General features: G+C 71.8%; 26 protein-coding genes. 9 read left to right on the top strand and 17 right to left on the bottom strand.

The annotated features are described in order from the left end of the window. Positions 1-80: 80 nt before the first annotated feature. Positions 81-1,223 (top strand): polyamine ABC transporter substrate-binding protein, encoded by a 1,143-nt coding sequence (locus N790_RS08690; protein WP_043803318.1) that lies wholly within the window; start codon positions 81-83, stop codon positions 1,221-1,223. Between the two features lie 42 nt (positions 1,224-1,265). Here the strand turns inward: N790_RS08690 and N790_RS08685 are convergent, their stop codons facing one another. After that, positions 1,266-1,895, bottom strand: a complete 630-nt coding sequence (locus N790_RS08685; protein WP_043803316.1) for a class I SAM-dependent methyltransferase — start codon at positions 1,893-1,895, stop codon at positions 1,266-1,268. Between the two features lie 89 nt (positions 1,896-1,984). On the opposite strand from N790_RS08685, the gene N790_RS08680 reads away from it, so the two are divergent. Beyond that, positions 1,985-2,425, top strand: coding sequence for a DUF6491 family protein (locus N790_RS08680; protein WP_043803313.1), 441 nt, complete (start codon positions 1,985-1,987; stop codon positions 2,423-2,425). Positions 2,426-2,434: 9 nt separating this feature from the next. On the opposite strand, the gene rlmKL is transcribed toward N790_RS08680, so the two are convergent. The 3 genes from rlmKL to N790_RS08665 are packed head-to-tail and all read right to left on the bottom strand — an operon-like array spanning position 2,435 to position 5,585. After that, positions 2,435-4,570 (bottom strand): bifunctional 23S rRNA (guanine(2069)-N(7))-methyltransferase RlmK/23S rRNA (guanine(2445)-N(2))-methyltransferase RlmL, encoded by a 2,136-nt coding sequence (gene rlmKL / locus N790_RS08675; RefSeq protein ID WP_043803311.1) that lies wholly within the window; start codon positions 4,568-4,570, stop codon positions 2,435-2,437. Next, positions 4,567-5,088: an alpha/beta hydrolase gene (locus N790_RS08670; RefSeq protein ID WP_043803308.1), complete on the bottom strand. Its 522-nt coding sequence runs from the start codon at positions 5,086-5,088 to the stop codon at positions 4,567-4,569. The genes rlmKL and N790_RS08670 overlap by 4 nt, the downstream gene beginning before the upstream one ends. Continuing rightward, on the bottom strand, positions 5,085-5,585 hold the full coding sequence (locus N790_RS08665) for an MOSC domain-containing protein (RefSeq protein ID WP_043803306.1): 501 nt from the start codon (positions 5,583-5,585) through the stop codon (positions 5,085-5,087). Before N790_RS08665 ends, N790_RS08670 begins: the two co-directional genes overlap by 4 nt. Positions 5,586-5,623: 38 nt before the next feature. Here N790_RS08665 and N790_RS08660 point away from each other — a divergent pair, with 38 nt between their 5' ends. From N790_RS08660 to N790_RS08635, 6 genes are all read left to right on the top strand, one after another. Next, a complete protein-coding gene (locus tag N790_RS08660) occupies positions 5,624-6,199 on the top strand; it encodes an N-acetylmuramoyl-L-alanine amidase (RefSeq protein ID WP_043803303.1) in 576 nt (191 codons plus the stop codon). A 56-nt stretch (positions 6,200-6,255) separates the two neighbouring features. Beyond that, a complete protein-coding gene (gene tesB, locus N790_RS08655; RefSeq protein ID WP_043803299.1) occupies positions 6,256-7,137 on the top strand; it encodes an acyl-CoA thioesterase II in 882 nt (293 codons plus the stop codon). Continuing rightward, the gene (locus tag N790_RS16045) at positions 7,137-7,532 is read left to right on the top strand and encodes a hypothetical protein (protein ID WP_052385813.1); all 396 of its coding nucleotides are present in this window, start codon (positions 7,137-7,139) and stop codon (positions 7,530-7,532) included. The genes tesB and N790_RS16045 overlap by 1 nt, the downstream gene beginning before the upstream one ends. A gap of 90 nt (positions 7,533-7,622) precedes the next feature. After that, the gene (locus N790_RS08645; RefSeq protein WP_043803296.1) at positions 7,623-8,213 is read left to right on the top strand and encodes a hypothetical protein; all 591 of its coding nucleotides are present in this window, start codon (positions 7,623-7,625) and stop codon (positions 8,211-8,213) included. Then, complete coding sequence (locus tag N790_RS08640) at positions 8,210-8,920, top strand: hypothetical protein (protein ID WP_043803293.1); 711 nt, start codon at positions 8,210-8,212, stop codon at positions 8,918-8,920. The genes N790_RS08645 and N790_RS08640 overlap by 4 nt, the downstream gene beginning before the upstream one ends. Before the next feature lie 59 nt (positions 8,921-8,979). After that, entirely contained in the window at positions 8,980-10,122 is a 1,143-nt protein-coding gene (locus tag N790_RS08635; RefSeq protein ID WP_043803291.1) for a sigma-70 family RNA polymerase sigma factor, read from the top strand. A 67-nt stretch (positions 10,123-10,189) separates the two neighbouring features. Here the strand turns inward: N790_RS08635 and N790_RS08630 are convergent, their stop codons facing one another. The 13 genes from N790_RS08630 to N790_RS08570 form a co-directional block, all read right to left on the bottom strand. After that, positions 10,190-10,549, bottom strand: a complete 360-nt coding sequence (locus tag N790_RS08630) for a PilZ domain-containing protein (protein ID WP_043803289.1) — start codon at positions 10,547-10,549, stop codon at positions 10,190-10,192. Beyond that, positions 10,546-11,544 (bottom strand): DNA polymerase III subunit delta', encoded by a 999-nt coding sequence (locus N790_RS08625; protein WP_043803286.1) that lies wholly within the window; start codon positions 11,542-11,544, stop codon positions 10,546-10,548. Before N790_RS08625 ends, N790_RS08630 begins: the two co-directional genes overlap by 4 nt. Further along, complete coding sequence (gene tmk, locus N790_RS08620; RefSeq protein WP_043803398.1) at positions 11,541-12,173, bottom strand: dTMP kinase; 633 nt, start codon at positions 12,171-12,173, stop codon at positions 11,541-11,543. Before tmk ends, N790_RS08625 begins: the two co-directional genes overlap by 4 nt. Further along, positions 12,170-13,201 (bottom strand): endolytic transglycosylase MltG, encoded by a 1,032-nt coding sequence (mltG, locus tag N790_RS08615; RefSeq protein ID WP_052385812.1) that lies wholly within the window; start codon positions 13,199-13,201, stop codon positions 12,170-12,172. The genes tmk and mltG overlap by 4 nt, the downstream gene beginning before the upstream one ends. Before the next feature lie 12 nt (positions 13,202-13,213). Then, the gene (pabC, locus tag N790_RS08610; protein ID WP_043803285.1) at positions 13,214-14,029 is read right to left on the bottom strand and encodes an aminodeoxychorismate lyase; all 816 of its coding nucleotides are present in this window, start codon (positions 14,027-14,029) and stop codon (positions 13,214-13,216) included. Next, positions 14,026-15,378 carry an aminodeoxychorismate synthase component I gene (locus tag N790_RS08605; protein WP_043803282.1) on the bottom strand — a complete coding sequence of 451 codons (1,353 nt, stop codon included), beginning with the start codon at positions 15,376-15,378 and terminating at the stop codon, positions 14,026-14,028. Before N790_RS08605 ends, pabC begins: the two co-directional genes overlap by 4 nt. Before the next feature lie 23 nt (positions 15,379-15,401). Continuing rightward, positions 15,402-16,640, bottom strand: a complete 1,239-nt coding sequence (gene fabF, locus N790_RS08600) for a beta-ketoacyl-ACP synthase II (protein WP_084062791.1) — start codon at positions 16,638-16,640, stop codon at positions 15,402-15,404. A 135-nt stretch (positions 16,641-16,775) separates the two neighbouring features. Continuing rightward, positions 16,776-17,015, bottom strand: coding sequence for an acyl carrier protein (acpP, locus tag N790_RS08595; protein WP_034210536.1), 240 nt, complete (start codon positions 17,013-17,015; stop codon positions 16,776-16,778). Between the two features lie 130 nt (positions 17,016-17,145). Continuing rightward, entirely contained in the window at positions 17,146-17,889 is a 744-nt protein-coding gene (fabG, locus tag N790_RS08590; RefSeq protein ID WP_043803276.1) for a 3-oxoacyl-ACP reductase FabG, read from the bottom strand. A 23-nt stretch (positions 17,890-17,912) separates the two neighbouring features. Continuing rightward, a complete protein-coding gene (fabD, locus tag N790_RS08585; protein ID WP_043803273.1) occupies positions 17,913-18,854 on the bottom strand; it encodes an ACP S-malonyltransferase in 942 nt (313 codons plus the stop codon). A gap of 97 nt (positions 18,855-18,951) precedes the next feature. Beyond that, on the bottom strand, positions 18,952-19,926 hold the full coding sequence (locus N790_RS08580; RefSeq protein ID WP_425388030.1) for a beta-ketoacyl-ACP synthase III: 975 nt from the start codon (positions 19,924-19,926) through the stop codon (positions 18,952-18,954). A 127-nt stretch (positions 19,927-20,053) separates the two neighbouring features. Then, a complete protein-coding gene (gene rpmF, locus N790_RS08575) occupies positions 20,054-20,248 on the bottom strand; it encodes a 50S ribosomal protein L32 (RefSeq protein ID WP_043803267.1) in 195 nt (64 codons plus the stop codon). 13 nt (positions 20,249-20,261) lie between these two features. Beyond that, the gene (locus tag N790_RS08570) at positions 20,262-20,777 is read right to left on the bottom strand and encodes a YceD family protein (protein ID WP_043803263.1); all 516 of its coding nucleotides are present in this window, start codon (positions 20,775-20,777) and stop codon (positions 20,262-20,264) included. Positions 20,778-20,895: 118 nt separating this feature from the next. Between N790_RS08570 and N790_RS08565 the strand changes: the two genes are divergently transcribed. Then, on the top strand, positions 20,896-21,355 hold a 460-nt coding region (locus N790_RS08565), incomplete at its 3' end, for a hypothetical protein (protein ID WP_043803261.1).

The raw sequence follows: 21,355 nt of genomic DNA, 5'->3' as shown, positions 1-21,355 counted from the left end.
GCGCCCGCGCGCGCCTGGCGTGCGTTGACAGCCCCCTCCCCCGCGCCGACCATGGCAGGCCCGAACCTACGGAGCCGACCATGATCCTGCGCTACAGCCTGATCGCTTCCGCCCTCCTGCTGGCCGCCTGCAGCCAGTCGCCGGAGCCGCCCGCCACCACCGCGGCTCCCGCCGCCGATGCGCCTGCCCAGGGCGAGAAGGTCGTCTACGTCTACAACTGGTCCGACTACATCGCCGAGGACACCATCGCCAACTTCGAGGCCGAGACCGGCATCAAGGTGGTGTACGACGTCTACGACAACAACGAGATGCTCGAAGCCAAGCTGATGGCCGGCGCCTCGGGTTACGACCTGGTGTTCCCCTCGGCGCGCCCGTTCGCGCAGCGGCACATCCAGGCCGGCGTGTACGCGCCGCTCGACAAGTCCAAGCTTTCGAACCTGGGCAACCTCGACGCCGGCCTGCTGCAGGGCCTGCAGGACGTGGATCCGGGCAATGTCCACGCCCTGCCCTACATGTGGGGCACCACGGGCCTGGGCATCAACGTGGCCAAGGTGAAGGAAGTGCTGGGCGAGGACGCGCCGCTCGATTCCTGGTCGCTGCTGTTCGACCCCGCCAATGCCGAGAAGCTCGCCGCCTGCGGCATCTCGGTGCTCGACGACGAACAGGAAGCCTTCGCCGCCGCGCTGATCTGGAAGGGCATGGACGCCAACGCCCTCACCGGCGCCGAGACCCAGGCCGTCACCGACGCCTTCGCGGCCATCCGGCCGCATGTGCGCTACTTCAATTCGTCCAAGTACATCGACGACCTGGCCAACGGCGACCTCTGCCTGGCCATGGGCTATTCGGGCGACGTGTTCCTGGCCGGCGACCGCGCCGAGGAATCGGGCAACGGCGTCGAGATCCAGTACATCATCCCGAAGGAAGGCGCCGTGCGCTGGGTGGACCTGATGGCCATCCCGAAGGACGCGCCGCACGCCGACAACGCCCATGCGCTGATGGACTACCTGCTCAAGCCGGAAGTGGCCGCGGGTATCACCAACTACGTGGCCTACGCCAGCCCGAACACCGCGGCCACGCCGCTGGTGGACCCGGAAATCTCCGGCGACCCGGGCGTGTACCCGCCCGCCGAGGTGCTGGCCAAGCTGGTGGACCCGGTGACGCTGCCGCCGGAAACCACCCGCGAGCGCGTGCGCGCCTGGACCACCATCAAGACCGGCCAGTAAGGCCGCGGGCCGGCGCGCCCTTCGGGGCGCGCCGGACTTCCCTCAGCGCATCGAGCGCGGGGTGATGGCGCGCGAGACGCGCCGCGAATACACGTACACCGTGGCAGGCGGCACGTTCCACCAGGTGAAGCTGCCGCGCCGGGCGTTGAGGTCGAGGGCCTCGAGCACTTCCCGGGCCACCGGGTTGGCCGGGCCGTAGGTGAACTGCACGAAGCGCCCCTGCGGCTGCAGGCAGTCGAAGGCCGCCGTCAGGATGGCCTGCTGCGTCGCCTTGGGCATGGACAGCAGGCCCAGGCCGGACACCACCGCATCCACCGGCGCGTCCGGACCGAAGCCGCGCGCCGAGGCCACCTCGGCCAGGTCGCGGGCGTCGGCGCAGGCCACCTGCACGTTCGGGAAATGGCGCTGCAGGTGCTGGTGCAGTTCTTCGTTGAGCTCGAGCACCAGCAGGTCGGCCGGCGCGATGCCGCTGTCGAGCAGGGCCCGGGTGAACACGCCGGTGCCGCCGCCGAGTTCGACCACCCGGCGCGCCCCGCGCGGCAGCTCGGACATCATCTGCCGGGCCAGCTGGCGGCTCGAGGGCGAAATGGCCGCCATGCCCAGCGGGTTCTTCAGCCATTGGCGGAAGAAGGTCCAGGTGTGCGCCAGGGCGGTGGGGGCACTTCGGTTCATGTCCACAGCATAATGCTCCGGAAAGCGTTTCGGACAGGTTAATCGTCCCGGTCCGAGACTGGATTGCATCCCCGCCCGAGGCCACTGCCATGCGTCACGCCCCGCTCGTCCTGACTGCGTTTGCCTCCCTCTCGCTGGCCGCCTGCGCCAGCCTGCCCGGCCCTGCCACGCCCGACAGCCCGGGCAAGCGCGCCGTCGTGCATCCCAGCGAATGTTTCGACCCGGCCTTCGCGCGCGGCTGGGACTACGTGGACGACGACGAGCTGCTGGTGGACGCCGGCCGCCGCAAGTACCGCATCCGCCTGTCGGAGCTGTGCCTGTCGCTGGGCACCTCGCCGGACCTGCATTTCGTCGGCGACCATGTCAGCAATCGCATCTGCGGGCACGTCGGCGAATATGTCGTGGTCGGGCGCGAGCGCTGCCGCATCCAGCGCGTGGAGCGCATCGACGACGCCGAGTATTTCGAGGCCACCGGCCGCAACGAACCCAAGGGCCGCATCAAGGCCGAAACCGCCACCCAGGGCGAGTGACCGGCGGGATCAGCGCCGCCGCACTTCCCAGCAGCGGTGGATGCGCGGGTTGCGCTCGAAGTCGGGCGCGATGGTGTCGCGGCTGATTTCGCGGGCGTCGGCGAATTCCGCCACCGCCGCTTCGTCGAGCTTGAAGCGGCGGTAGTTGTTCGAAAACAGCAGCAGGCCGCCCGGCGCCAGCCGGGCCACGGCCGCGCGCAGCAGGCGCACGTGGTCGCGCTGGGTGTCGAAGTCCTCGGCGCGGGCGGAGTTCGAGAAGGTCGGCGGGTCGCAGAAGATCAGCTCGTACTGGCCGCGGTCGGCTTCCAGCCAGGCCATGGCGTCGGCCTGCACCAGGCGGTGCTGGCGGCCGGTGGCGCCGTTGAGCGCGAGGTTGCGGCCGGCCCATTCCAGGTAGGTGCCGGACAGGTCCACGCTGGTGGTTTCCGCCGCGCCGCCCACCGCCGCGTGCACGCTGGCCGCGCCGGTGTAGCCGAACAGGTTGAGGAAACGCTTGCCGGCCGATTCGCAGCCGATGCGCAGGCGCACCGGGCGGTGGTCGAGGAACAGGCCGGTGTCGAGGTAATCGAACAGGTTCACCCACAGGCGCGCGGCGCCCTCGCGCACGGCCACGAACTCGCCGCGCTGGTCCATGCGCCCGTACTTGCTGCCGCCCTTGCCGCGCGCACGCGTCTTGATGGCCACCTGGCCCGGTGGCACCGCGAACACGTCGCGCACCGCGTCGAGCAACTCGCCGAAGCGGCGCTTGGTGTCGGCTTCGGGGATGCTGGCGGGCGCTTCGTATTCCTGCACGTGCACGAAGGTGCGGGCCTCGCCGCCGTCCTCGGCGTACACGTCCACGGCCGCCGAATATTCCGGCAGGTCGGCGTCATAGGCGCGGAAGCAGGTGACGCCCTCGCGCTCGCGCCAGGAGCGCGAATGCCTGAGGTTCTTGCGCAGGCGGTTGGCCACCATCTGCGCGCCCTCGCCCAGCGGCCGCGCTTCGCGCGGGGCGCGCGCCGGCGGCTGCACCGGGTCGCACACCACCAGGCTGCATTCGAGCGCGCCGTTGAAGAAGGCATAACGCTTGGCGGCGCGCAGGCCGGTGGCGTGCGCAAGTTCGTCGGAGCCGCACAGCAGCACCGCGCGCCAGTCCGGCACCGCGGCGCGCAGGGCGTCGCCGAGCGCGCGGTAGAGCGCCGGGTCGGCGGCCAGGCGGGCGTCGTAGGGCGGGTTGCAGGCGACCAGGCCGAGCGCCACCGGCGGCGCCTTCAGCGCGCGGATGTCGCCGCGGTCGAGCCGGATGAACTCGGCCACGCCGGCGCGGTCGGCGTTGGCCACCGCCGCCTGCAGGGCCTTCGGGTCGAGGTCGGCACCGAAGAACACCGGGCGCAGCGCGGCGCGGCCGGCTTCGGCGCGCTGGCGGGCTTCCAGTTCGATGCGCGACCACAGCGCCTCGTCGAACTGGCGCCAGCGCGTGGGCAAGGTGCCGGCCAGGCGGCGCAAGCCCGGGGCTTCGTCAGCGGCCATCAGCGCGCCTTCCACCAGCAGGGTGCCGCTGCCGCACATCGGGTCGAGCAGCGCCCCGCCCTCGGCATAAAGCTTCGGCCAGCCGCCGCGGAGGAGCATGCCGGCGGCGAGGTTTTCCTTCAGCGGCGCCTCGCCCTGCGACTGGCGCCAGCCACGGCGGTGCAGCGGCCCGCCGCCGATGTCCACCGAGACGATGGCGCGGCCCTTGCGCACCACCAGGCTCAGGCGCAGGTCGGGCGCTTCGGTGTCCACCGAGGGGCGCACGCCGTGCGCGGCGCGCATGCGGTCGACCACGGCGTCCTTCACCCGCTGCGCGGCGTAGCGCTCGTGCGTGAGGCCGGGGCCGGAGACGTGCGCGTCCACCGCCAGCGTGCCCTCGGGGTCGAGGTGGCGGGTCCAGTCGATGGCGTGCACGCCCTGGTAGAGGTCGTGCTCGTTGGCGCATTCGAACTCCGCCAGCGGCCACAGCACGCGGCTGGCCAGGCGCGAGAACATGACGGCGCGGTAGGCCGCTTCCGGCTCGCCCTCGGCGTTGGCGCCGGCCAGCGCGGCGCTGGCCTTCGCCGCGCCCAGCGCCACCAGTTCGTCGGCGAGCAGGTACTCCAGGCCCTTGGCGCAGGCGACGAAGAACTTCACGCCGACAGCATCTGCAGGAAGCGGCCGAATTCCTCGGCGCAGAATTCGACGTGCGCCGCCAGCCGGTGGCTGTCGGGCACCATCACCAGGTGGTCCTGGCGCCGCTGCGCCCAGCGCACCACGTCCTGGGCCGGGATCAGCTCGTCCTCCCAGCCGTGCACGATGCGCGTGGGCACCATGGCGGCGCGCAGGTAACGCGGCTCCACTTCCAGCGCGATCGGCGGCGCCATCAGGAACAGGCCGGCCACCGGCACCTCGCGCGAGACATGCGCCGAAACATAGGCGCCCATGCTCGAACCGGCCAGCACCAGCGGCTTGCGCGTGGCCAGGTGGGCGCGTTCGGCCAGGCGGCGGATGCGGGCCTTCACGTCGCCCAGCGGGCCGAGCACGTCGAGGTCGCGGTAATCGGGGCGTTCATGGGTCCAGCCCAGGGCGCCGGCGACGCGGGCCAGGGCCGTGGCCTTGCTGGCGTCGGGGCCGCTTTCCAGGCCGTGCGAGATGATGACGTGGCCGCTCACGCGGCATCCTCCGGCACCACCAGGTCGCCGACGGCGATACGGCCGCCGCTGACGATGCGTGCGCACAGCCCGCCGTGGCCGCGCATGGCGTTGTAGCCACCCGGGCCCAGCGCCGCTTCCATGCGCGAGCACGGGTCGCAGTCGCCGGTGCCTTCGAACACGGCCTCGCCGATGCGGAAGCGACGCCCCTTCAGCGCCACCAGCGGCAGGCCGGACACGACCAGGTTGCGGCGCAGGGTGGCCGGCGCGACCGATTCCAGCCCCGCCAGCGCGGCGATGGCCGGCAGGTGTTCGGCCTGGATGAGGGTGATGCCGCGCTTGCCGCTGGCGCTGGCGTAGCGGTCGCCCAGCAGGCCCTTGCCGGCCACGGCCTCGGCGGCCCCGACTTCGCGCATGGGCACGTCGCGGGCGGTGCGCAGGCCCAGCCACTGCACCCGGCCGGGGCGTGGCAGCGTGGCCATCAGGGCGCCCAGCGCGGTGTCGGCGGGAAGGGTCATGGGGGGCTCCGGAAACGGCCGCGATGTTAACATGCGGCATGACCCCCGACCTGCCTCCCGAGCCCGTCCTGCACGACTGGCCGCTTCCGTACGAGCACCGCCTGGAGTCCCGTCCGCTGGCCCAGGTGGACCTGGTGGTCATCCATTGCACCGAGCTGCCCGACCTCGACACCGCGCGCCAGTACGGCGAGCGCGAGATCTACGACAGCGGCACCGGCAACAGCGGCCACTACTACATCGACCGCGACGGCAGCATCCATGTGTTCGTGAAGCCCGACCGCGTCGCGCACCACACCCGCAGCTACAACGAGCGCTCGGTCGGCATCGAGCTGGTCAACCGCGGCCGTTACCCGGACTGGCTCGATTCCCGCCGCCAGACCATGGACGAGCCCTACACCGACGCGCAGGTGGCGTCGCTGCTGGCGCTGCTGGGCAAGCTCGAGCGCGAGCTGCCGGCGCTGGAATTCATCGCCGGCCACGAGGACCTCGACCTGGCCCAGGTGCCGGCCAGCGACAACCTGCACCAGATGGTGTTCCGCAAGCGCGACCCGGGGCCGCGTTTCCCCTGGTCGAAGGTGCTCGACGCCGTGAAGCTCGAGCGCATCCGCCCCTGAGCCCCGGCCCGGCGGCCCGCCGCGGGTATAATCCGCGGCTGAACCCCGGAGTCCCCATGACCGCATCCGTCGCCGCCGAACTGGTCGACCTGCTGCGCCTCGAGCGCCTCGAAGACAACCTGTTCCGCGGCCAGAGCCGCGACATCGGCACCAAGTACGTCTTCGGCGGCCAGGTGCTGGGCCAGGCCCTGTCGGCCGCCCAGCAGACCCTGGCCGACGACCGCCACGTGCACTCGATCCACGCCTACTTCCTGCGCGCCGGCGACGTCGAGCACCCGATCGTCTACGACGTCGACCGCACCCGCGACGGCAACAGCTTCTCGGTGCGCCGCGTCACCGCCATCCAGCACGGCAAGCCCATCTTCGTGTTCGCCGCCTCCTTCCAGGAAAGCGAACCCGGCAACGAGCACCAGCTCGGCATGCCCGAAGTGCCGGCGCCGGAAGACATCGAGCCGGTGCCGGCGCCCACCGCCGCGCAGCTGGCCCAGCTGCCGCCCAAGGCGCAGCGCTGGCTGTCGCGCATGGGCCCGTTCGAGATCCGCCCGGTCTACCCGCGCGACGAAGTGAAGCCGCCCAAGCGCCCGCCCTACCAGCAGGTCTGGTTCCGCCTCACCGGCGAAGTCGGCGATTCCCCCATCCTGCACCAGGCGCTGCTGGCGTACGCGTCCGACTTCCACCTTCTCGGCACCGCCACCTTCCCGCACGGCATCAGCTACTACCAGCCGAACGTGCAGATGGCCTCGCTCGACCACGCCATGTGGTTCCACCGCCCGTTCCGCGCCGACGACTGGCTGCTTTATTCGCTCGACAGCCCCAGCGCCCAGGGCGCGCGTGGCCTGGCCCGCGGCCAGATCTACGCCCGCGACGGCCGGCTGGTGGCCTCCACCGCGCAGGAAGGCCTGATCCGCGTCCTGCCCGAAGCCTGGGTGGCCCGCTGATGCGCCAGGTATTCACGTCCACGCGGCTGGAAAACGTCGAAGGCGTCGAGCGCCTGCTCAACGAGGCCGGCATCGCCACCAAGATCACCCAGGGCCGCAGCTGGAAGGGCACCAGCCGCCGCGAGTTCAGCTATTCGGCCAAGGACCACGACCCCAGCCAGCAGCCCGCGCTGTGGGTGCTGCGCCCGGACGACTTCAAGCGGGCGCGCGAGATCCTGCACGAGGCCGGCCTGCTCGAGGCCACCCGCGAGCCGTCCTACCTGCCGGAGAACCTGCAGTTCCGCGAGAAGCCGGCGGTGAACCCGCGGGCACGCATGAACAAGATCCGCCTGGCCCTGCTGGGCGCGGCCGCCGCCGGTGCCGCGCTGCTGGTCATCCGCCAGCTCGCCGGCTGAGCCGCGCACCGGCGCCGGGACGGGCGTAGACTCGGGCCACCGCCCGCCCCCGGGGCGGGTTCGCCTGGTCGGTCGCCCCCGGAGACGCCCATGGTCCACGCGCTGTTCCGAGCCCCGTTCGCCGGCCTGCTGGCCTGCGCCCTGCTGGCCCCCGCCGTGGCCGCCGCCGCGGATCCGCCCCCGCCCAACATCATCCGGCTCGAGCCCAAGCCCATGGAGGGCCTGCGCGCCGGCCGCGCCGTGGTGGTGAAGGGCAAGGCCGGGCCAGACGGCCACCGCTTCCTGGTCGACGGCCTGACCGCGATGATGCCGGTGACCGTGCTGCTGCGCCCCGTGCGCAAGGGCGACGACGTGCGCCTTCAGCTGTCGAAGTACGCCTGGAACCAGCCCTTGCGTGAAGGCGAAACCGGGGGCGAGATCCTCAAGTTCAAGATCCGCACCGAGGGCGAGTTCCAGGCCACCGTGAGCGCCCCGGAGGCCGGCACCGCCTACCGCCTGCTGGTGTGGGTGGGCGACGAGGTGAAGCCCGAGATGCGCCCGGTGGTGGTGAAGGCCAGCGAATTCGAGGGCGCCGGCGAGGGCGGCGGCCTCGGGTCGATGGTGCTTTGGGTGATCGCCGGCCTGCTGGGCATCGGCGTCGTGTTGCTCGCCCTCCTCGTGCTGCGGAGGAAGCCGTCATGAACCTGCGCCCCTGGTTGTTGGCCCTGCTGATGCTGGGCCTGGTCCCCGCCGCGCTTGCCAGCCCCACCGGCACCGGCCTGGCCGGCTTCGGCGACACCGGCGAGGAGGAAGACGACGGCGGCGAGGACGACGACGGCGAAGACGAGGATCCGCGCGAGGACGTGGACGAGGCCATCGACGCCGTCAACGACGCGCTCGAGATCTACGACGACGCCACCCAGGCCTGGGACGACTGGCAGTCGCTGGACGACCGCGAGGCCGACTGCGGCTCGAACTACACCGCCGACGCCGGCCCGATGGTGCCCTCGCAGTGCGCCGACTCGCGCGAGTGCATGCAGTGTTACGGCGACGCCGTGCGCGCCATCGACTTCAACCGCTTCTACATCGAACGCGCCCGCTGCATCACCGCCGCCAACGTGCGCATGGCCAACTCGGCCATGGCCTTCGGCGACAGCAGTTCGGGCGTGCATGGCGTGGCCGGGCTGTCGTGGTCGCTGGGCGGCAAGCCGCAGATCGAGAAGGCGGTGGCCGACCTCAAGCGCACCTATACCCGCAAGGCCAACGACTACCTGTTCGAGATCGACCGCTCGATGAAGAAGCTGGGCCAGTGCGAGGCCGAGCATTTCGGCAACCGCGACTGGTACCAGCGCTACGGCTGGCTGTACGTGAACTTCATGCGCGCGAAGTACGGCACGGCGCCGGAATAATCCCGGTCACATCCGGCGCGCCGGGGCGTCCCTGGGTTTACCATCCCACGGAGCGCCCAATGAGCACCGACGTCCTCGACAGCCTGGTCCATGCCCACCTCCCGGCCGCCGCCCGCGGCGACCGGGACGCCTACGGCCGCATCGTCGCCGCCTGCCAGGGCACGGTCACCTCCATCGCGCTGGCCATCGTGCGCGACGTGCCGGCGAGCGAAGACGTGGCCCAGGAAGCCTTCCTGTCGGCCTGGCAGAACCTGCGCCGGCTCAAGAACCCGGACAGCTTCCTGCCCTGGCTGCGCCAGATCACCCGCAACCTCGCCCGCGACCACCTGCGCGCCCAGGGCCGCCGCCGCGAGCCGGCCGGCGACGTCGAACGGCTGCTGGCCCAGGTGGCCGACCCACGCCCGGAGCCGGGCGAACATGCCGCCGAACTGGAGCAGCAGGCCGTGGCCGCCGCGGTGATCGACAGCCTGCCGGAAGAATCGCGCGAGGTGCTGCTGCTCTACTACCGCGAGGGCCAGAGTTCGCGCCAGGTGGCCGGCCTGCTGGGGCTGCAGGACGCGGCGGTGCGCAAGCGCCTCTCCCGCGCCCGCGAACGCGTGCGCGAGGAACTGCTCCAGCGGCTGGGCGACTTCGCGAAGTCCACCGCGCCGGGCGCCGCCTTCACCACGGCGGTGGCGATCGCGCTGGCTACCGCGGCCCCGCCGGCCGCGGCAGCCACCGCGCTCGGCCTCGGCGCGCTGGGCGGGGCCAAGGGCCTGGCCAAGGTCGGCGTGGGCGCGCTGGGTGGCGCGGCGATCGGCATCGGCGGCGGCCTGCTGGGCATCTGGATGGGCGTCCGCCGCTACCTGCGCGCACCCTTCGACGAGCGGGAGCGCCGCGGCTTGCTGGCCTATGCCCTGGTCATGTCGGGCCTGGTGGTCGGCTTCAGCCTGGGCATCGTGGCGCTGGCGAAGATCCCCGGCTGGATCCCGCACTTCGCGCTCTCGGTGGGTTTCATGGTGGGCATCTCGGTGAGCTGCGGCGCGTGGCTGCCCAACATCCTGGAACCCCGCCGCGCGCGCGAGCGCGAACTCGACCCGGTGGGCGCCACCGCCCGCCAGGCCCGCGAGCGCCGCAATGGCCGCTGGGGCGCCATCGCCGGCATCGTGCTCGGCAGCGCGGGGCTGCTGCTCGGCCTGTGGCTGAGCGGGCGCATGGGCTGAGGCCCGCAAACGCGAAGGCCCCGGGTTCGCCGGGGCCTTCGTTCGCGTCGCGCCCGGGGCGCGTGCGTCACATGGTGTGGGTGGGCTTGTCGGCCTCGAGCGTGCCGGCCAGGAAGGTTTCGATCTTGCCCTTCACGGTTTCGGCCTCGGCGCTGTCGGCGAACTGCACGCCGATGCCCGCGGTGCGGTTGCCCTGGGCGCCGGCCGGGGTGATCCAGACGACCTTGCCGGCCACCGGCAGGCGGTCCTTCTCTTCCATGAGCGACAGCAGGATGAAGACCTCGTCGCCGAGCGCGTAACGCTTGGTGGTGGGCACGAAGATGCCGCCGCCCTTCACGAAGGGCATGTAGGCGTTGTACAGCGACGCCTTGTCCTTGATGGCCAGGGACAGGATGCCCTGCCTTGCGCCCGCGCCGCCTCCGATCATCGCCCTGCCCTCGCCGCTTCCGTGTCCTTGAACATGCTACGCCATTCGAGCAGCAGTGCGGCCAGCGCCAGGTCATGGCGCAGGGCCGGTACCCGCAGCTGGTCGCGGGCGCGGTTGATGCCGTCGAACCACGCGGAAAGCTTCTGGAAATCGCCCGGCAGGGTCAAGCCGGGCGCCGGCGTGCCGGCCAGCCGGGCCGAGATGCCGTCGAGCGCCAGTTCGGCGGCGAAGCGCAGGCGCAGGGCCGCATGGTCGTCGCCCAGCCAGGCCTGGGCCAGTTCCACCGGCGGCTTGCGGCCGTCGGCCAGGGCGTTGAGGTCGGCCTGCACCTCGTTGCGCAGGGCCAGGGAGCCGCCCTCGAGCCAGTGGGCGGCCAGGCCCGGGTGGCCGCGCGCGGCGTCCAGGGCCTTCGCCAGGGCCTGCGGGCCGTGGCCCTGCGAACGCAGCCAGGCTTCCGATTCCCCGCGCGCCGGCAGCCGGAACTCCAGGCGCTGGCAGCGGCTGCGGATGGTGGCCGGCAGGACGCCCGCGCGGTCGCTCACCAGCAGCAGGTAGCGGCCCGGCGCGGGTTCCTCCAGCGTCTTGAGCAAGGCATTCGCGGCGGCGGTATTGAGCGCGTGCGCCGGGTGGATCAGGGCCACCTGCGCGCCGCCGAGCTGCGGCGTCAGCGCGAACCATTGGCCGAGCTCACGCATCTGGTCGACGACGATCTCGCTGCGCAGCTTGTCGCCCTTCTCGTTGGGGATGAAGCTCACGCCGCGGAAATCGGGGTGGGTGCCGGCGGCGAACAGCTGGCAGCCGCGGCAGCGACCGCAGGCCAGGCCGTCGGCGCCGGGACTGGCGCAGAGCAGGCGCTTCGAGAGCAGTTCGGCCACGGCCTGCTTGCCCAGGCGCTCGGGGCCCACCAGCAGCAGGGCGTGGCCCAGGCGGCCTTCGGCCAGGCTGGCCAGGGCCTTGTCGAGCACGCGCTGCTGCCAGGGCGCCAGCGGACTCATGGGTGCTGCCGGAGCCAGTCGCGCAGCGCCGCCACGGCCGCCTCGCGCACCGCGTCGGCCGGCTGGCTGGCGTCGATGACGCGGAAGCGCCCGGGTTCGGCCTTCGCGCGGGCCAGGTAAGCCGCGCGCACGCGTTCGAAGAAGTCCTCGCGCTCGCGTTCGATGCGGTCGGGCTCGCCACCGCGCGAACGCGCGCGCGCCAGGCCCTGGGCCACGCCCACGTCGAGCAGGAAAGTCAGGTCCGGGCGCAGCCCCGCGGCCCAGCGCTCGAGTTCGGCGATGTGGCCGGTGTCCAGGCCGCGGCCGCCGCCCTGGTAGGCGAAGCTGGCGTCGGTGAACCGGTCGGCCAGCACCGCGGCGCCGCGCGCCAGCGCGGGGCGGATCACCTGCCGCACCAGCTGCGCGCGCGCGGCGAACATCAGCAGCAGCTCGGCCTCGGGCACCAGGTGCTGGCCGGGGCTGAGCAGCAGTTCGCGGATGGCCTCGCCTTCGGGCGTGCCGCCCGGTTCGCGCGTGGCCACCACCTCGCGCCCGCCCTCGGCGAGCACCGCGTGCAGCGCGGCGATCACGGTGGACTTGCCGGCGCCCTCGCCGCCTTCGATGCTGACGAACACCCCGCGCGCGCTCATCGGCATCGCCCCAGCTGGTGGCAGGCGACGGCGCGGTTATGTTCGGCCAGCGAGGACGAGAACACGTGGCTGCCGTCGCCGCGCGACACGAAGTACAGCGTGTCGCCCGGCTGCGGCTTGGCCGCGGCCACCAGCGCGGCGCGGCCGGGCATGGCGATGGGCGTGGGCGGCAGGCCACCGCGGGTGTAGGTGTTGTAGGGCGTGTCGGTGGTGAGGTCGCGCTTGCGGATGTTGCCGTCGTAGGCGCTGCCCATGCCGTAGATGACCGTCGGGTCGGTCTGCAGGCGCATGCCCAGCTTCAGGCGCCGCACGAACACGCCGGCGATCTCGGGGCGCTCGGCGGGCTTGCCGGTCTCCTTCTCGACGATCGAGGCCAGGGTGAGCAGCTCGTCGGGCGTTTCCAGCGGCAAGCCGGGGTCGCGCATGGCCCAGGCGTCGGCCAGGGCCTTGTCCATGGCCAGCGCGGCGCGGCGCAGCAGGTCCACGTCGCTCATGCCGCGGGTGAAGTGGTAGGTCTCGGGCAGGAAGCGGCCCTCGGGATGCACGCCCTCGCGGCCCAGCGCCTTCATCAGCGCGGCGTCGTCGAGCCCGGGCAGCGTCTGCACCAGCACCTCGTCCTTGGCCATGGCGGCGCGCAGGTCGCGCAGGTTCCAGCCTTCGACCAGGGTGAAGCGGTGCTGGATCACCTGCCCGCTCTCGAGCTTGCGCAGCAGCTGGGCCGGGGTGATGCCGTGGCGGATGGTGTAGTCGCCGACCTGCAGGCGCGACATCACCTGCATCTCGTGCGCCAGCGCCTTCCACTCCAGGTCGTGGCCCTCGCTTACGCCCAGGCCGCGCAGCTTGTCCAGGATGTCCTGGAAGCCGTCGCCGCGTTCGACCGTGAGGATGCGTTCGGTGCCGGCGACGGCAAGCGGGGTGGTGGCGAAGGCGTCGTAACGCTGCCAGAGCCAGCCGCCGACGGCGACCGCCAGCAGCAGCAACAGCGCGAGCGTCGCCTTGAGCAGCTTGTGCGAGGACTTCTTCGCCAAAATCAACTCCCGTCAGAACGCCGGCACGTCGCGGCGCAACCGCCGGCGCAGCTCGTCAAGCGCCGGATGCGGCGCCCAGGCACGTTGCCCCAGGCGGCCGACCGGCAGGATACCCCGCACGGCGTTGCACAGGAAAAGCGCCTCCGCCGATTCGATGTCGGCAGGCCGCAGCTCGGCCTCCTGCGCGCCGGGCGCGTTCGCCAGAACCCAGCCGCGGGCGATGCCGGCCACGCCGGCCTCCTGCAGCGCGGGCGTGAGCCAGCGGCCGCCGACGAGCGCGAACACGTTCGCCGCGGTCGCGCAGGTGACGCGGCCGGCGGCGTCGAGCATCAGGCCCTCGTGGATGGCGGGGTCGTTCCACTCGGCGCGCGCCAGCACCTGCTCGAGCCGGTTGAGGTGCTTGAGGCCGGCGAGCCGCGGCTGCAGCGCGAGCCGTACCTCGCACCAGCGGAGCGTGAGCGGACCGTCGAAGGGAGCCGGCAGCGGGTGCACGGACAGCACCACGGTGGGCACCGTCACTTCGGGCGGCGAATATCCGCGGCCGCCGGCACCCCGCGTGAGCACCAGCTTCAGCACCGCCTCGGCCGGCGCCGCGGCCAACAGGGCCGCGGCTTCGCCGGCGAGCCAGTCGGCGTCCGGCGCGGGAATTCCGAGCCGCCGCGCGCCGTTCGCCAGCCGCGCGAGGTGCGCATCCCACCAGGGCACGACGGCGCCCGACACGCGCATCGTTTCGAACAGGCCGTCGCCGTAGGCCAGGCCGCGGTCGGCCGGGTCCGGCGCCGGCATGCGCTCCTGGCCGCGGTAGATGGCCGTGGCCAGCGCGCTCATCCGGCGGCTCCCAGCGCGCGCAGCAGGCCGCGGGCCTTGGCGCGGGTTTCGTCGAGTTCGCGGCCGGCGTCGGAGTCCACCACGATGCCGGCGCCGGTGCGGAACTGCAGTTCGTCGCCGGCGAGCCATGCGCTGCGGATCAGGATGTTGAGGTCGAGGTCGCCGTCGCGGCCCAGGTAGCCGAAGGCGCCGGTGTAGGGGCCGCGGCCTTCGCCCTCGAGCTCGGCGATGATCTGCATGCAGCGCACCTTCGGCGCGCCGGTGATGGTGCCGCCGGGAAACACGGCGCGGATGACCTCGCCCGGCGTGGCATCGGCGCGCAGCTGGCCGGACACGTTCGAGACGATGTGGTGCACGTGCGCGTAGCTTTCCACCACCATCAGCTCGTCCACCTTCACGCTGCCCGGCGCGCAGACGCGGCCCAGGTCGTTGCGCTCGAGGTCGATCAGCATCACGTGTTCGGCGCGCTCCTTGGGGTTTCCCACCAGGTCGCGGATGCGGGCGGCATCGTCGTCGCCCGGGAAGCGCGGACGGGTGCCGGCGATGGGCCGCGTTTCGGCGCGGCGACCGCGCACGGACACCAGGCGTTCGGGCGACGAGCTCAGCAGCGCCGCGTCGCCCACCCGCAGCAGGCCGGCGAAGGGCGCCGGGTTGGCCTCGCGCAGGCGGGCGTACACCGCCGCGGGATCGGGCGCCTGCGCGAAACGCGCGCGCCAGGCGCGCGAGAGGTTCACCTGGAACACGTCGCCGGCGCGCAGGTAGTCGTGGATGCGTTGCACGCCGTCGGTGAAACGCGCCGGCGCGTCTTCGGCCAGCACGGGCGGCGCGAACGGCGGCGGCGCGGGGGCCATGGGCGCAGCGGCGAGCGCGTCGAGCCAGGCGTCGAGCCAGGCGTCGGCACCGGGCTCGGCGACGGCCAGGCATTCGCCGCTGGCGCGGTCGCGCAACACGGCCGCCGGGCAACGCATCGCCAGCGCCACGGGCAGCGGGCCGGGCGCCGCGGGGAGTTCGAGGCTGGGTTCCACCTGCGCCGCCAGTTCGTAGGCCAGGAACAGGGCCCAGCCGCCGCGGAAGGGCAAGCTTGGGTCACCCTGCGGCAGCTGCGCGGCTTTCCAGTCGGCATCCAGCGCCGCCAGGAAATCCGCACCGGCATCGGCGCCGTCGGGCAGGCGCCGAACGCGATCGCCGGCATCGAAGCGCAGGCCGGTGCCGTCGGTGGCCAGCAGCAGGTCCCAGCGCGAAAGCGCGTTGCCCCCGGCGACGCTTTCGAGCAGCAGCGGGAAACGCGCGGGGTCGGCCGACTGCAGTCGCAGCAGGTCGGTGCCCGGCGGCAGCGCGCGCGTCAGCATCGCGTTGGCCGGGCGGGCCGGGCTCAGAGCTTCCGGAACACCAGCGTGCCGTTGGTGCCGCCAAAGCCGAAGCCGTTCGAGACGGCGACCTCCACCTTGGCCTGGCGCGCCACGTTCGGCACGTAGTCGAGGTCGCAGCCCTCGCCCGGGTTCTCGAGGTTGATGGTCGGCGGGATGACGCCGGTGTGCAGGGCCATCACCGAGAACACCGCCTCGACGCCGCCGGCGGCGCCCAGCAGGTGGCCGGTCATGGACTTGGTGGAGCTGACCATCAGGTCGCGGGCGTGGTCGCCGAACGCGGCCTTGATCGCCATCGTCTCGCCCACGTCGCCCAGCGGCGTGGAGGTGCCGTGCGCATTGAGGTAGCCGACCTGCTCGGCGTTGATGCCGGCGTCCTTCATGGCCATGCGCATGCAGCGCGCGGCGCCCTCGCCGTTTTCGCTCGGCGCGGTCATGTGGAAGGCGTCGGAACTGGCGCCGAAGCCGGCCAGCTCGCAGTAGATCCGCGCGCCGCGCGCCTTGGCGTGTTCGTATTCCTCGAGGATCAGGATGCCGGCGCCATCGCCCAGCACGAAGCCGTCGCGGTCCTTGTCCCAGGGGCGGGAGGCGCGGGTGGGCTCGTCGTTGCGGGTGGACATGGCCTTCATCGAGCAGAAGCCGCCGACCGAGGTGGGCGTGCAGCCGTGTTCGGCGCCGCCCGCGACCATGATGTCGGCGTCGCCGTACTGGATCATGCGCATGGCCATGCCGATCGAGTGGTTCGAGGTGGCGCAGGCCGAGACCGCCGAGAAGTTCGGGCCCTTGATGCCCTTCATGATCGTCAGCTGGCCCGGCAGCATGTTGATGATGGTGCTGGGCACGTAGAACGGCGACACCTTGCGCGGGCCGCCTTCATGCAGCGCGATGGCGGTGTCCTCGATGCCGCGCACGCCGCCGATGCCCGAGCCGACCAGCGCGCCGATGCGCTCGGCGTTGGCCTCGGTGATCTCCAGCCCGGCGTCGTCGATCGCCTGGAAGCAGGCGGCGAGGCCGTAGTGGATGAAGGTGTCCATCTTCTTCACGTCCTTCGGCGGCAGGAAGGACTTGGCGTCGAAGTCACGCACCTCGCCGGCGATGCGGGTGGCATACGCGGCGGGGTCGAAATGGGTGATCGGGCCGATGCCGCTGCGGCCGGCCTGGATGCTGTCCCAGGCGGCGGCGAGGGTGTTGCCGATGGGCGAGACGATGCCCATGCCGGTGACGACGACGCGACGATGACTCATGGCGAAACTCCGCTATGGATTCAGGGTGCGTGGCAAAGCCACGCATGCGCCGGCGCACTAGCCAGGGCTTGGGCCGGGTGCCGCAAACGCGCAGGGCCGCGCAAGCGCGGCCCCGCCGTTGGAACCGCCAGGCGATCAGGCCTTGACGTGGGCCTTGATGTAGTCGATGGCCTGCTGGACCGAGGTGATCTTCTCGGCCTCTTCGTCCGGGATCTCGCACTCGAACTCTTCCTCGAGGGCCATGACCAGCTCGACGGTGTCCAGGGAGTCGGCGCCGAGGTCGTCCACGAACGAGGCGTTCACGGTGACTTCCTCTTCCTTGACGCCCAACTGCTCGATGACGATTTTCTTGACGCGTTCTTCGATGCTGCTCATGGATCGGTCTCCTCCCGGAGGGGTGTTTTCGGGCGCATTGTAATCAAATGCCGGCCGCGGCGGGCGCCGGACGCGCCGCGGCCTGGGTTCGGGCGGGGGATTCTATCGCAAATCCTGCCCAGGCAAGGACTTAGGGCATGTACATGCCGCCGTTGACGTGCAGGGTTTCGCCGGTGACGTAAGCCGCCGCCGGGCTGGCCAGGAAGGCCACGGCATGGGCGATGTCGGCCGGCTCGCCGAGGCGGCCGAGGGCGATCTGGCCTACCAGTGCCTCGCGCGAGGCCTCCGGCAGGTCCTTGGTCATGTCGGTCTGGATGAAACCCGGCGCGACCACGTTCACGGTGACGCCGCGGCTGCCGATTTCCTTCGCCAGCGACTTGCTGAAGGCGATGATGCCGGCCTTGGCGGCGGCGTAGTTCGCCTGGCCCGCGTTGCCGGTGACGCCGATGACCGAGGCGATGTTGATGATGCGGCCCTTGCGCGCCTTCATCATGCCGCGCATCACGGCCTTGCAGGTGCGGAAGACGGAGCTGAGGTTGGTGTCGAGGATGGCCTGCCAGTCCTCGTCCTTCATGCGCATCAGCAGGTTGTCGCGGGTGATGCCGGCGTTGTTGACCAGGATGGAGACGGGGCCGAAGGTCTTGCCGATTTCCTCGATGACCGCCTCGACCTCCTCGCTGCTGGCCACGTCGAGCTTGCGGCCCGCGCCACCGCTGGCGGCCAGCCGCTCGCCGATGGCGGCGGCGCCGGCCTCGGTGGTGGCGGTGCCGATCACCGTCGCACCCATCGCGGCCAGCTCGGCGGCGATCGCCGCGCCGATGCCACGGCTCGCGCCCGTCACCAGCGCCACTTCACCCTTCAGCACACCAGACATTCTCGATTCTCCAGACTCAGGTTTCAGCTTTTCCACTCGGCCAGCGCGGCGTCGAAGTCGGCGGGGGTGCCGATGGCGCGGGCGTCGAGGGACTTGTCGATGCGCTTCACCAGGCCCGTGAGGACCTTGCCCGGGCCGCATTCGACGACGTGGGTGGCGCCGCGCGCGGCCAGGGCCTGCACGCAGTCGGTCCAGCGCACCGGCAGGTAGAGCTGGCGCACCAGGGCGTCGCGGATGGCCTGCACGCCGGCGTGCACTTCGCCGTCGACATTCTGCACCACCGGGATCGCGGGCTCGTTCCAGGACAGGCCGGCCATGACTTCGGAAAGGCGGTTGGCGGCTTCGCGCATGAGCGGCGTGTGCGATGGCACCGACACCGCGAGCTTGACGGCCTTGCGCACGCCGCGCGCCGCGAGTTCGGCGAGCGCACGATCCACCGCGGCGGCGCTGCCGCCGATGACGACCTGGCCCGGCGAGTTGTAGTTCGCGGGCACCACCACGTCGTCGCCCGAAACGGCCTCGCAAACCTCGGCCACCAGCGCATCCTCGGTGCCCAGCACGGCGGCCATGGCGCCGGTGCCGGCGGGCACGGCGAGCTGCATCAGGCGGCCGCGTTCGCGCACCAGGCGGGCGCCGTCGGCCAGCGTGATCGCGCCGGCGGCCACCAGCGCCGCATATTCGCCCAGGCTGTGGCCCGCCAGCAGCGACGGCACCGCGCCGCCCCGGGCCTGCCAGGCGCGCCACACGGCGACGCCCGCGGCCAGCAGCGCCGGCTGGGTGAATTCGGTCTGGTTGAGCTGTTCCTCCGGCCCCTGCTGGGACAAGGCCCACAGGTCGACGCCGGCGCCTTCGGACGCTTCGTCGAAGGTGGCCTGCACCTGCGGGTGCGCCGCGGCGAGCTCGGCCAGCATGCCCAGGGACTGGGAACCCTGGCCGGGGAAAACGAAGGCGATGGACTGGCTCATGGATGATCCGCGCGACTCAATCCGCGAATCATAAGCGAGGGACCTGCCGTTCCGTCTGTACCGGCGCGTAGGGTCGCCCCGCGACCCCTCGCCCGCCTCAGTAGCGGATGAGCGCCGAGCCCCAGGTGAAGCCGCCGCCGAAGGCCTCGAGCAGCAGCAACTGGCCGCGCTGCACCTTGCCCGAGCGCACCGCTTCGTCCAGCGCCAGCGGCACCGAACCGGCCGAGGTGTTGCCGTGCTTGTCCACGGTGATGATGACGCGGTCCATCGGCATCTCGAGGCGCTTGGCGGTGGCTTCGATGATGCGCAGGTTGGCCTGGTGCGGGATCAGCCAGTCGAGCGCGGACTTGTCCAGGCCGTTCGCGGCCAGGGTTTCGTCCACCACGGCGTCGAGCGCCTTGACCGCATGCTTGAAGACTTCGTTGCCGGTCATCAGCACGCGCACGCCGGCGTTCTTTTCCTCGGGCTTGAAGCCTTCGGACACGCCCACCGGGTTGTAGAGCAGTTCCTTCTTGCCGCCGTCCGCGTGCAGGTGCGTGGACAGGATGCCGGCCTCGGCGTCGGCCTTGAGCACCACCGCGCCGGCGCCGTCGCCGAACAGCACGCAGGTGTTGCGGTCGGACCAGTCGAGCATGCGCGTCAGCGTCTCGGCGCCGATCACCAGGATGGTCTTGCAGGTGCCGGCGCGGATGAACTGGTCAGCGATGCTGAGCGCGAAGATGAAGCCCGAGCAGGCCGCGTTGACGTCGAACGCCGCGCAGCCGTTGGCGCCCAGCCGGTGCTGCACGAGGCAGGCGGTGGACGGGAAGATCAGGTTCGGGGTGGTGGTGCCGAGCACGATCATGTCGAGCTCGGACGCCTGCACGCCGGCCGCTTCCATGGCGGCGCGGGCGGCGCGCTCGGCCAGGTCGGCCGTGGTTTCGCCTTCGGAAACGACGTGGCGCTGGCGGATGCCGGTGCGGCTCGCGATCCATTCGTCGCTGGTTTCGACGAACTGCTCGAGGTCCTTGTTGGTCAGCACCTTCTGCGGCAAGGCGCTGCCGGTACCGGCGATACGCGAGAACACGGCCATCGTCACTTCCTCTGTACGCTGGCGGCCGGCCGGCGCGCGGCCACCCACCGTCGAAAACGCGCGCGGCGGGACAAGGCCCGCCGCGCTCGGCTTGCTATGGCTCCGCCCCGGGGGACGGAACGCGGCCTCAGTCTTCCGCGACGACCGCGGACTTCACGTCCACGACCTTGCGGCCACGGTAGTAGCCGTCCTTGGTGACGTGGTGGCGCAGGTGGGTCTCGCCCGTGGTCGGGTCGGTGGCCAGCTGCTTGGCAGTGAGGGCGTCGTGCGCACGGCGCTGGCCGCGGCGGGACGGGGAAACTCGGGACTTCTGGACGGCCATGGCTTGTCTCCAACTACTTCTTGTGTGCCTTCAACGCGGCAAGCGCGGCGAAAGGATTCGGTTTTTCTTCTTCCTCCCCGGCGTCGGCGGGCCAATTGGCCGTCACCTCCGTCGAGTTGGGGTCGATCGGTACCACCGGGACGGCGAGGATCAGTTCGTCCTCGACCAGCCCGGCGGGGTCCAGCTCGCCGCTGGCGTCCAGCAGGAGGGGTTCGATTCCCTCCGGCAGCGCCGCCTCATCCGCTTCGTCGGTGATCAGGCCCAGGCGCTGCGTGACGCGCACCGGGTACAGGAACCGTTCCAGCGTCCGCTGGCACTGCAGCGGCAGTTTGGCCTCGATGCGCAATTCGACGTAACGCAGGTCCATCGCGTCACGGCCGAACTCCATCTCGAACCGGCATTCTCCATCGGCGTCCGCCAGGGCCGGCAACAGCCGGGTCATCCCGGACAGCGGCAGGCGGCCTTCGAACAACCGCTTGGCCGCAACCATGCGCCAGGCGTCGAGCACAGGGGGCAAGGGAGCGGACATAAGCGCGAAATGATAGGACCGTGGCGGCCGCATGTCAAACCTAAGCCGTTGCGCCCGCAAGGGTTTGCCGCCCCCGCCGGGGCTGGTGCAGACTGCCCGCTGACGCCCGGAAGCCCGCATGCCCACCGCGATACTCATCCTTGGCCTGGCCAGCCTGGCCCTGGCCGCCCCCCTGCTGCGGTGGATCCTGCGCGGCCGGCGCCGCGACCGCAGCCTTGCCCGCCTGCTGGACCTGGCCGACGAGATGGAGCGCCTGCTCGACCGCAGCCAGGAGCGCATGCAGGCCCTGCAGGCCGTGGTGGGCCGGGTCCCGGCCGACATCGGCGCCGTGGCCCAGGCTTCACTGGACGGCGCCCTGCCCGTGCGCGAGGCCAAGCGCGACCTGCTCCAGCACCGCCTCTGGATCAAGCACCACGGCCAGGCCGCCCGGCAGTCCGAGCTTGATGCCGCCTGCGCCGCCCTGGCCCGGGCCCGCGACCGCCTGGCCGCCGAACTGGCCGACCTCGAGCGCGCCGGGGCCGAACTGGCCGAGGCCACCGAGGCCAGCGAGCAGGCCGCCCTGCGCGAACCGCCCGGCC

The organism is Arenimonas malthae CC-JY-1 (assembly GCF_000747075.1).
Classification (GTDB): Bacteria; Pseudomonadota; Gammaproteobacteria; order Xanthomonadales; family Xanthomonadaceae; genus Arenimonas; species Arenimonas malthae.
This window is presented reverse-complemented; position numbering and strand designations above follow the sequence as displayed.

Coding starts and splice junctions, on each gene's coding strand:
- N790_RS08690 (WP_043803318.1), top strand. CDS start 81: ATGATCCTGCGCTACAGCCTGATCGCTTCCGCCCTCCTGCTGGCCGCC.
- N790_RS08685 (WP_043803316.1), bottom strand. CDS start 1,895: ATGAACCGAAGTGCCCCCACCGCCCTGGCGCACACCTGGACCTTCTTC.
- N790_RS08680 (WP_043803313.1), top strand. CDS start 1,985: ATGCGTCACGCCCCGCTCGTCCTGACTGCGTTTGCCTCCCTCTCGCTG.
- N790_RS08665 (WP_043803306.1), bottom strand. CDS start 5,585: ATGACCCTTCCCGCCGACACCGCGCTGGGCGCCCTGATGGCCACGCTG.
- N790_RS08660 (WP_043803303.1), top strand. CDS start 5,624: ATGACCCCCGACCTGCCTCCCGAGCCCGTCCTGCACGACTGGCCGCTT.
- tesB (WP_043803299.1), top strand. CDS start 6,256: ATGACCGCATCCGTCGCCGCCGAACTGGTCGACCTGCTGCGCCTCGAG.
- N790_RS16045 (WP_052385813.1), top strand. CDS start 7,137: ATGCGCCAGGTATTCACGTCCACGCGGCTGGAAAACGTCGAAGGCGTC.
- N790_RS08645 (WP_043803296.1), top strand. CDS start 7,623: ATGGTCCACGCGCTGTTCCGAGCCCCGTTCGCCGGCCTGCTGGCCTGC.
- N790_RS08640 (WP_043803293.1), top strand. CDS start 8,210: ATGAACCTGCGCCCCTGGTTGTTGGCCCTGCTGATGCTGGGCCTGGTC.
- N790_RS08635 (WP_043803291.1), top strand. CDS start 8,980: ATGAGCACCGACGTCCTCGACAGCCTGGTCCATGCCCACCTCCCGGCC.
- N790_RS08630 (WP_043803289.1), bottom strand. CDS start 10,549: ATGATCGGAGGCGGCGCGGGCGCAAGGCAGGGCATCCTGTCCCTGGCC.
- N790_RS08625 (WP_043803286.1), bottom strand. CDS start 11,544: ATGAGTCCGCTGGCGCCCTGGCAGCAGCGCGTGCTCGACAAGGCCCTG.
- tmk (WP_043803398.1), bottom strand. CDS start 12,173: ATGAGCGCGCGCGGGGTGTTCGTCAGCATCGAAGGCGGCGAGGGCGCC.
- pabC (WP_043803285.1), bottom strand. CDS start 14,029: ATGAGCGCGCTGGCCACGGCCATCTACCGCGGCCAGGAGCGCATGCCG.
- N790_RS08605 (WP_043803282.1), bottom strand. CDS start 15,378: ATGCTGACGCGCGCGCTGCCGCCGGGCACCGACCTGCTGCGACTGCAG.
- fabF (WP_084062791.1), bottom strand. CDS start 16,640: ATGAGTCATCGTCGCGTCGTCGTCACCGGCATGGGCATCGTCTCGCCC.
- acpP (WP_034210536.1), bottom strand. CDS start 17,015: ATGAGCAGCATCGAAGAACGCGTCAAGAAAATCGTCATCGAGCAGTTG.
- fabG (WP_043803276.1), bottom strand. CDS start 17,889: ATGTCTGGTGTGCTGAAGGGTGAAGTGGCGCTGGTGACGGGCGCGAGC.
- fabD (WP_043803273.1), bottom strand. CDS start 18,854: ATGAGCCAGTCCATCGCCTTCGTTTTCCCCGGCCAGGGTTCCCAGTCC.
- N790_RS08580 (WP_425388030.1), bottom strand. CDS start 19,926: ATGGCCGTGTTCTCGCGTATCGCCGGTACCGGCAGCGCCTTGCCGCAG.
- rpmF (WP_043803267.1), bottom strand. CDS start 20,248: ATGGCCGTCCAGAAGTCCCGAGTTTCCCCGTCCCGCCGCGGCCAGCGC.
- N790_RS08570 (WP_043803263.1), bottom strand. CDS start 20,777: ATGTCCGCTCCCTTGCCCCCTGTGCTCGACGCCTGGCGCATGGTTGCG.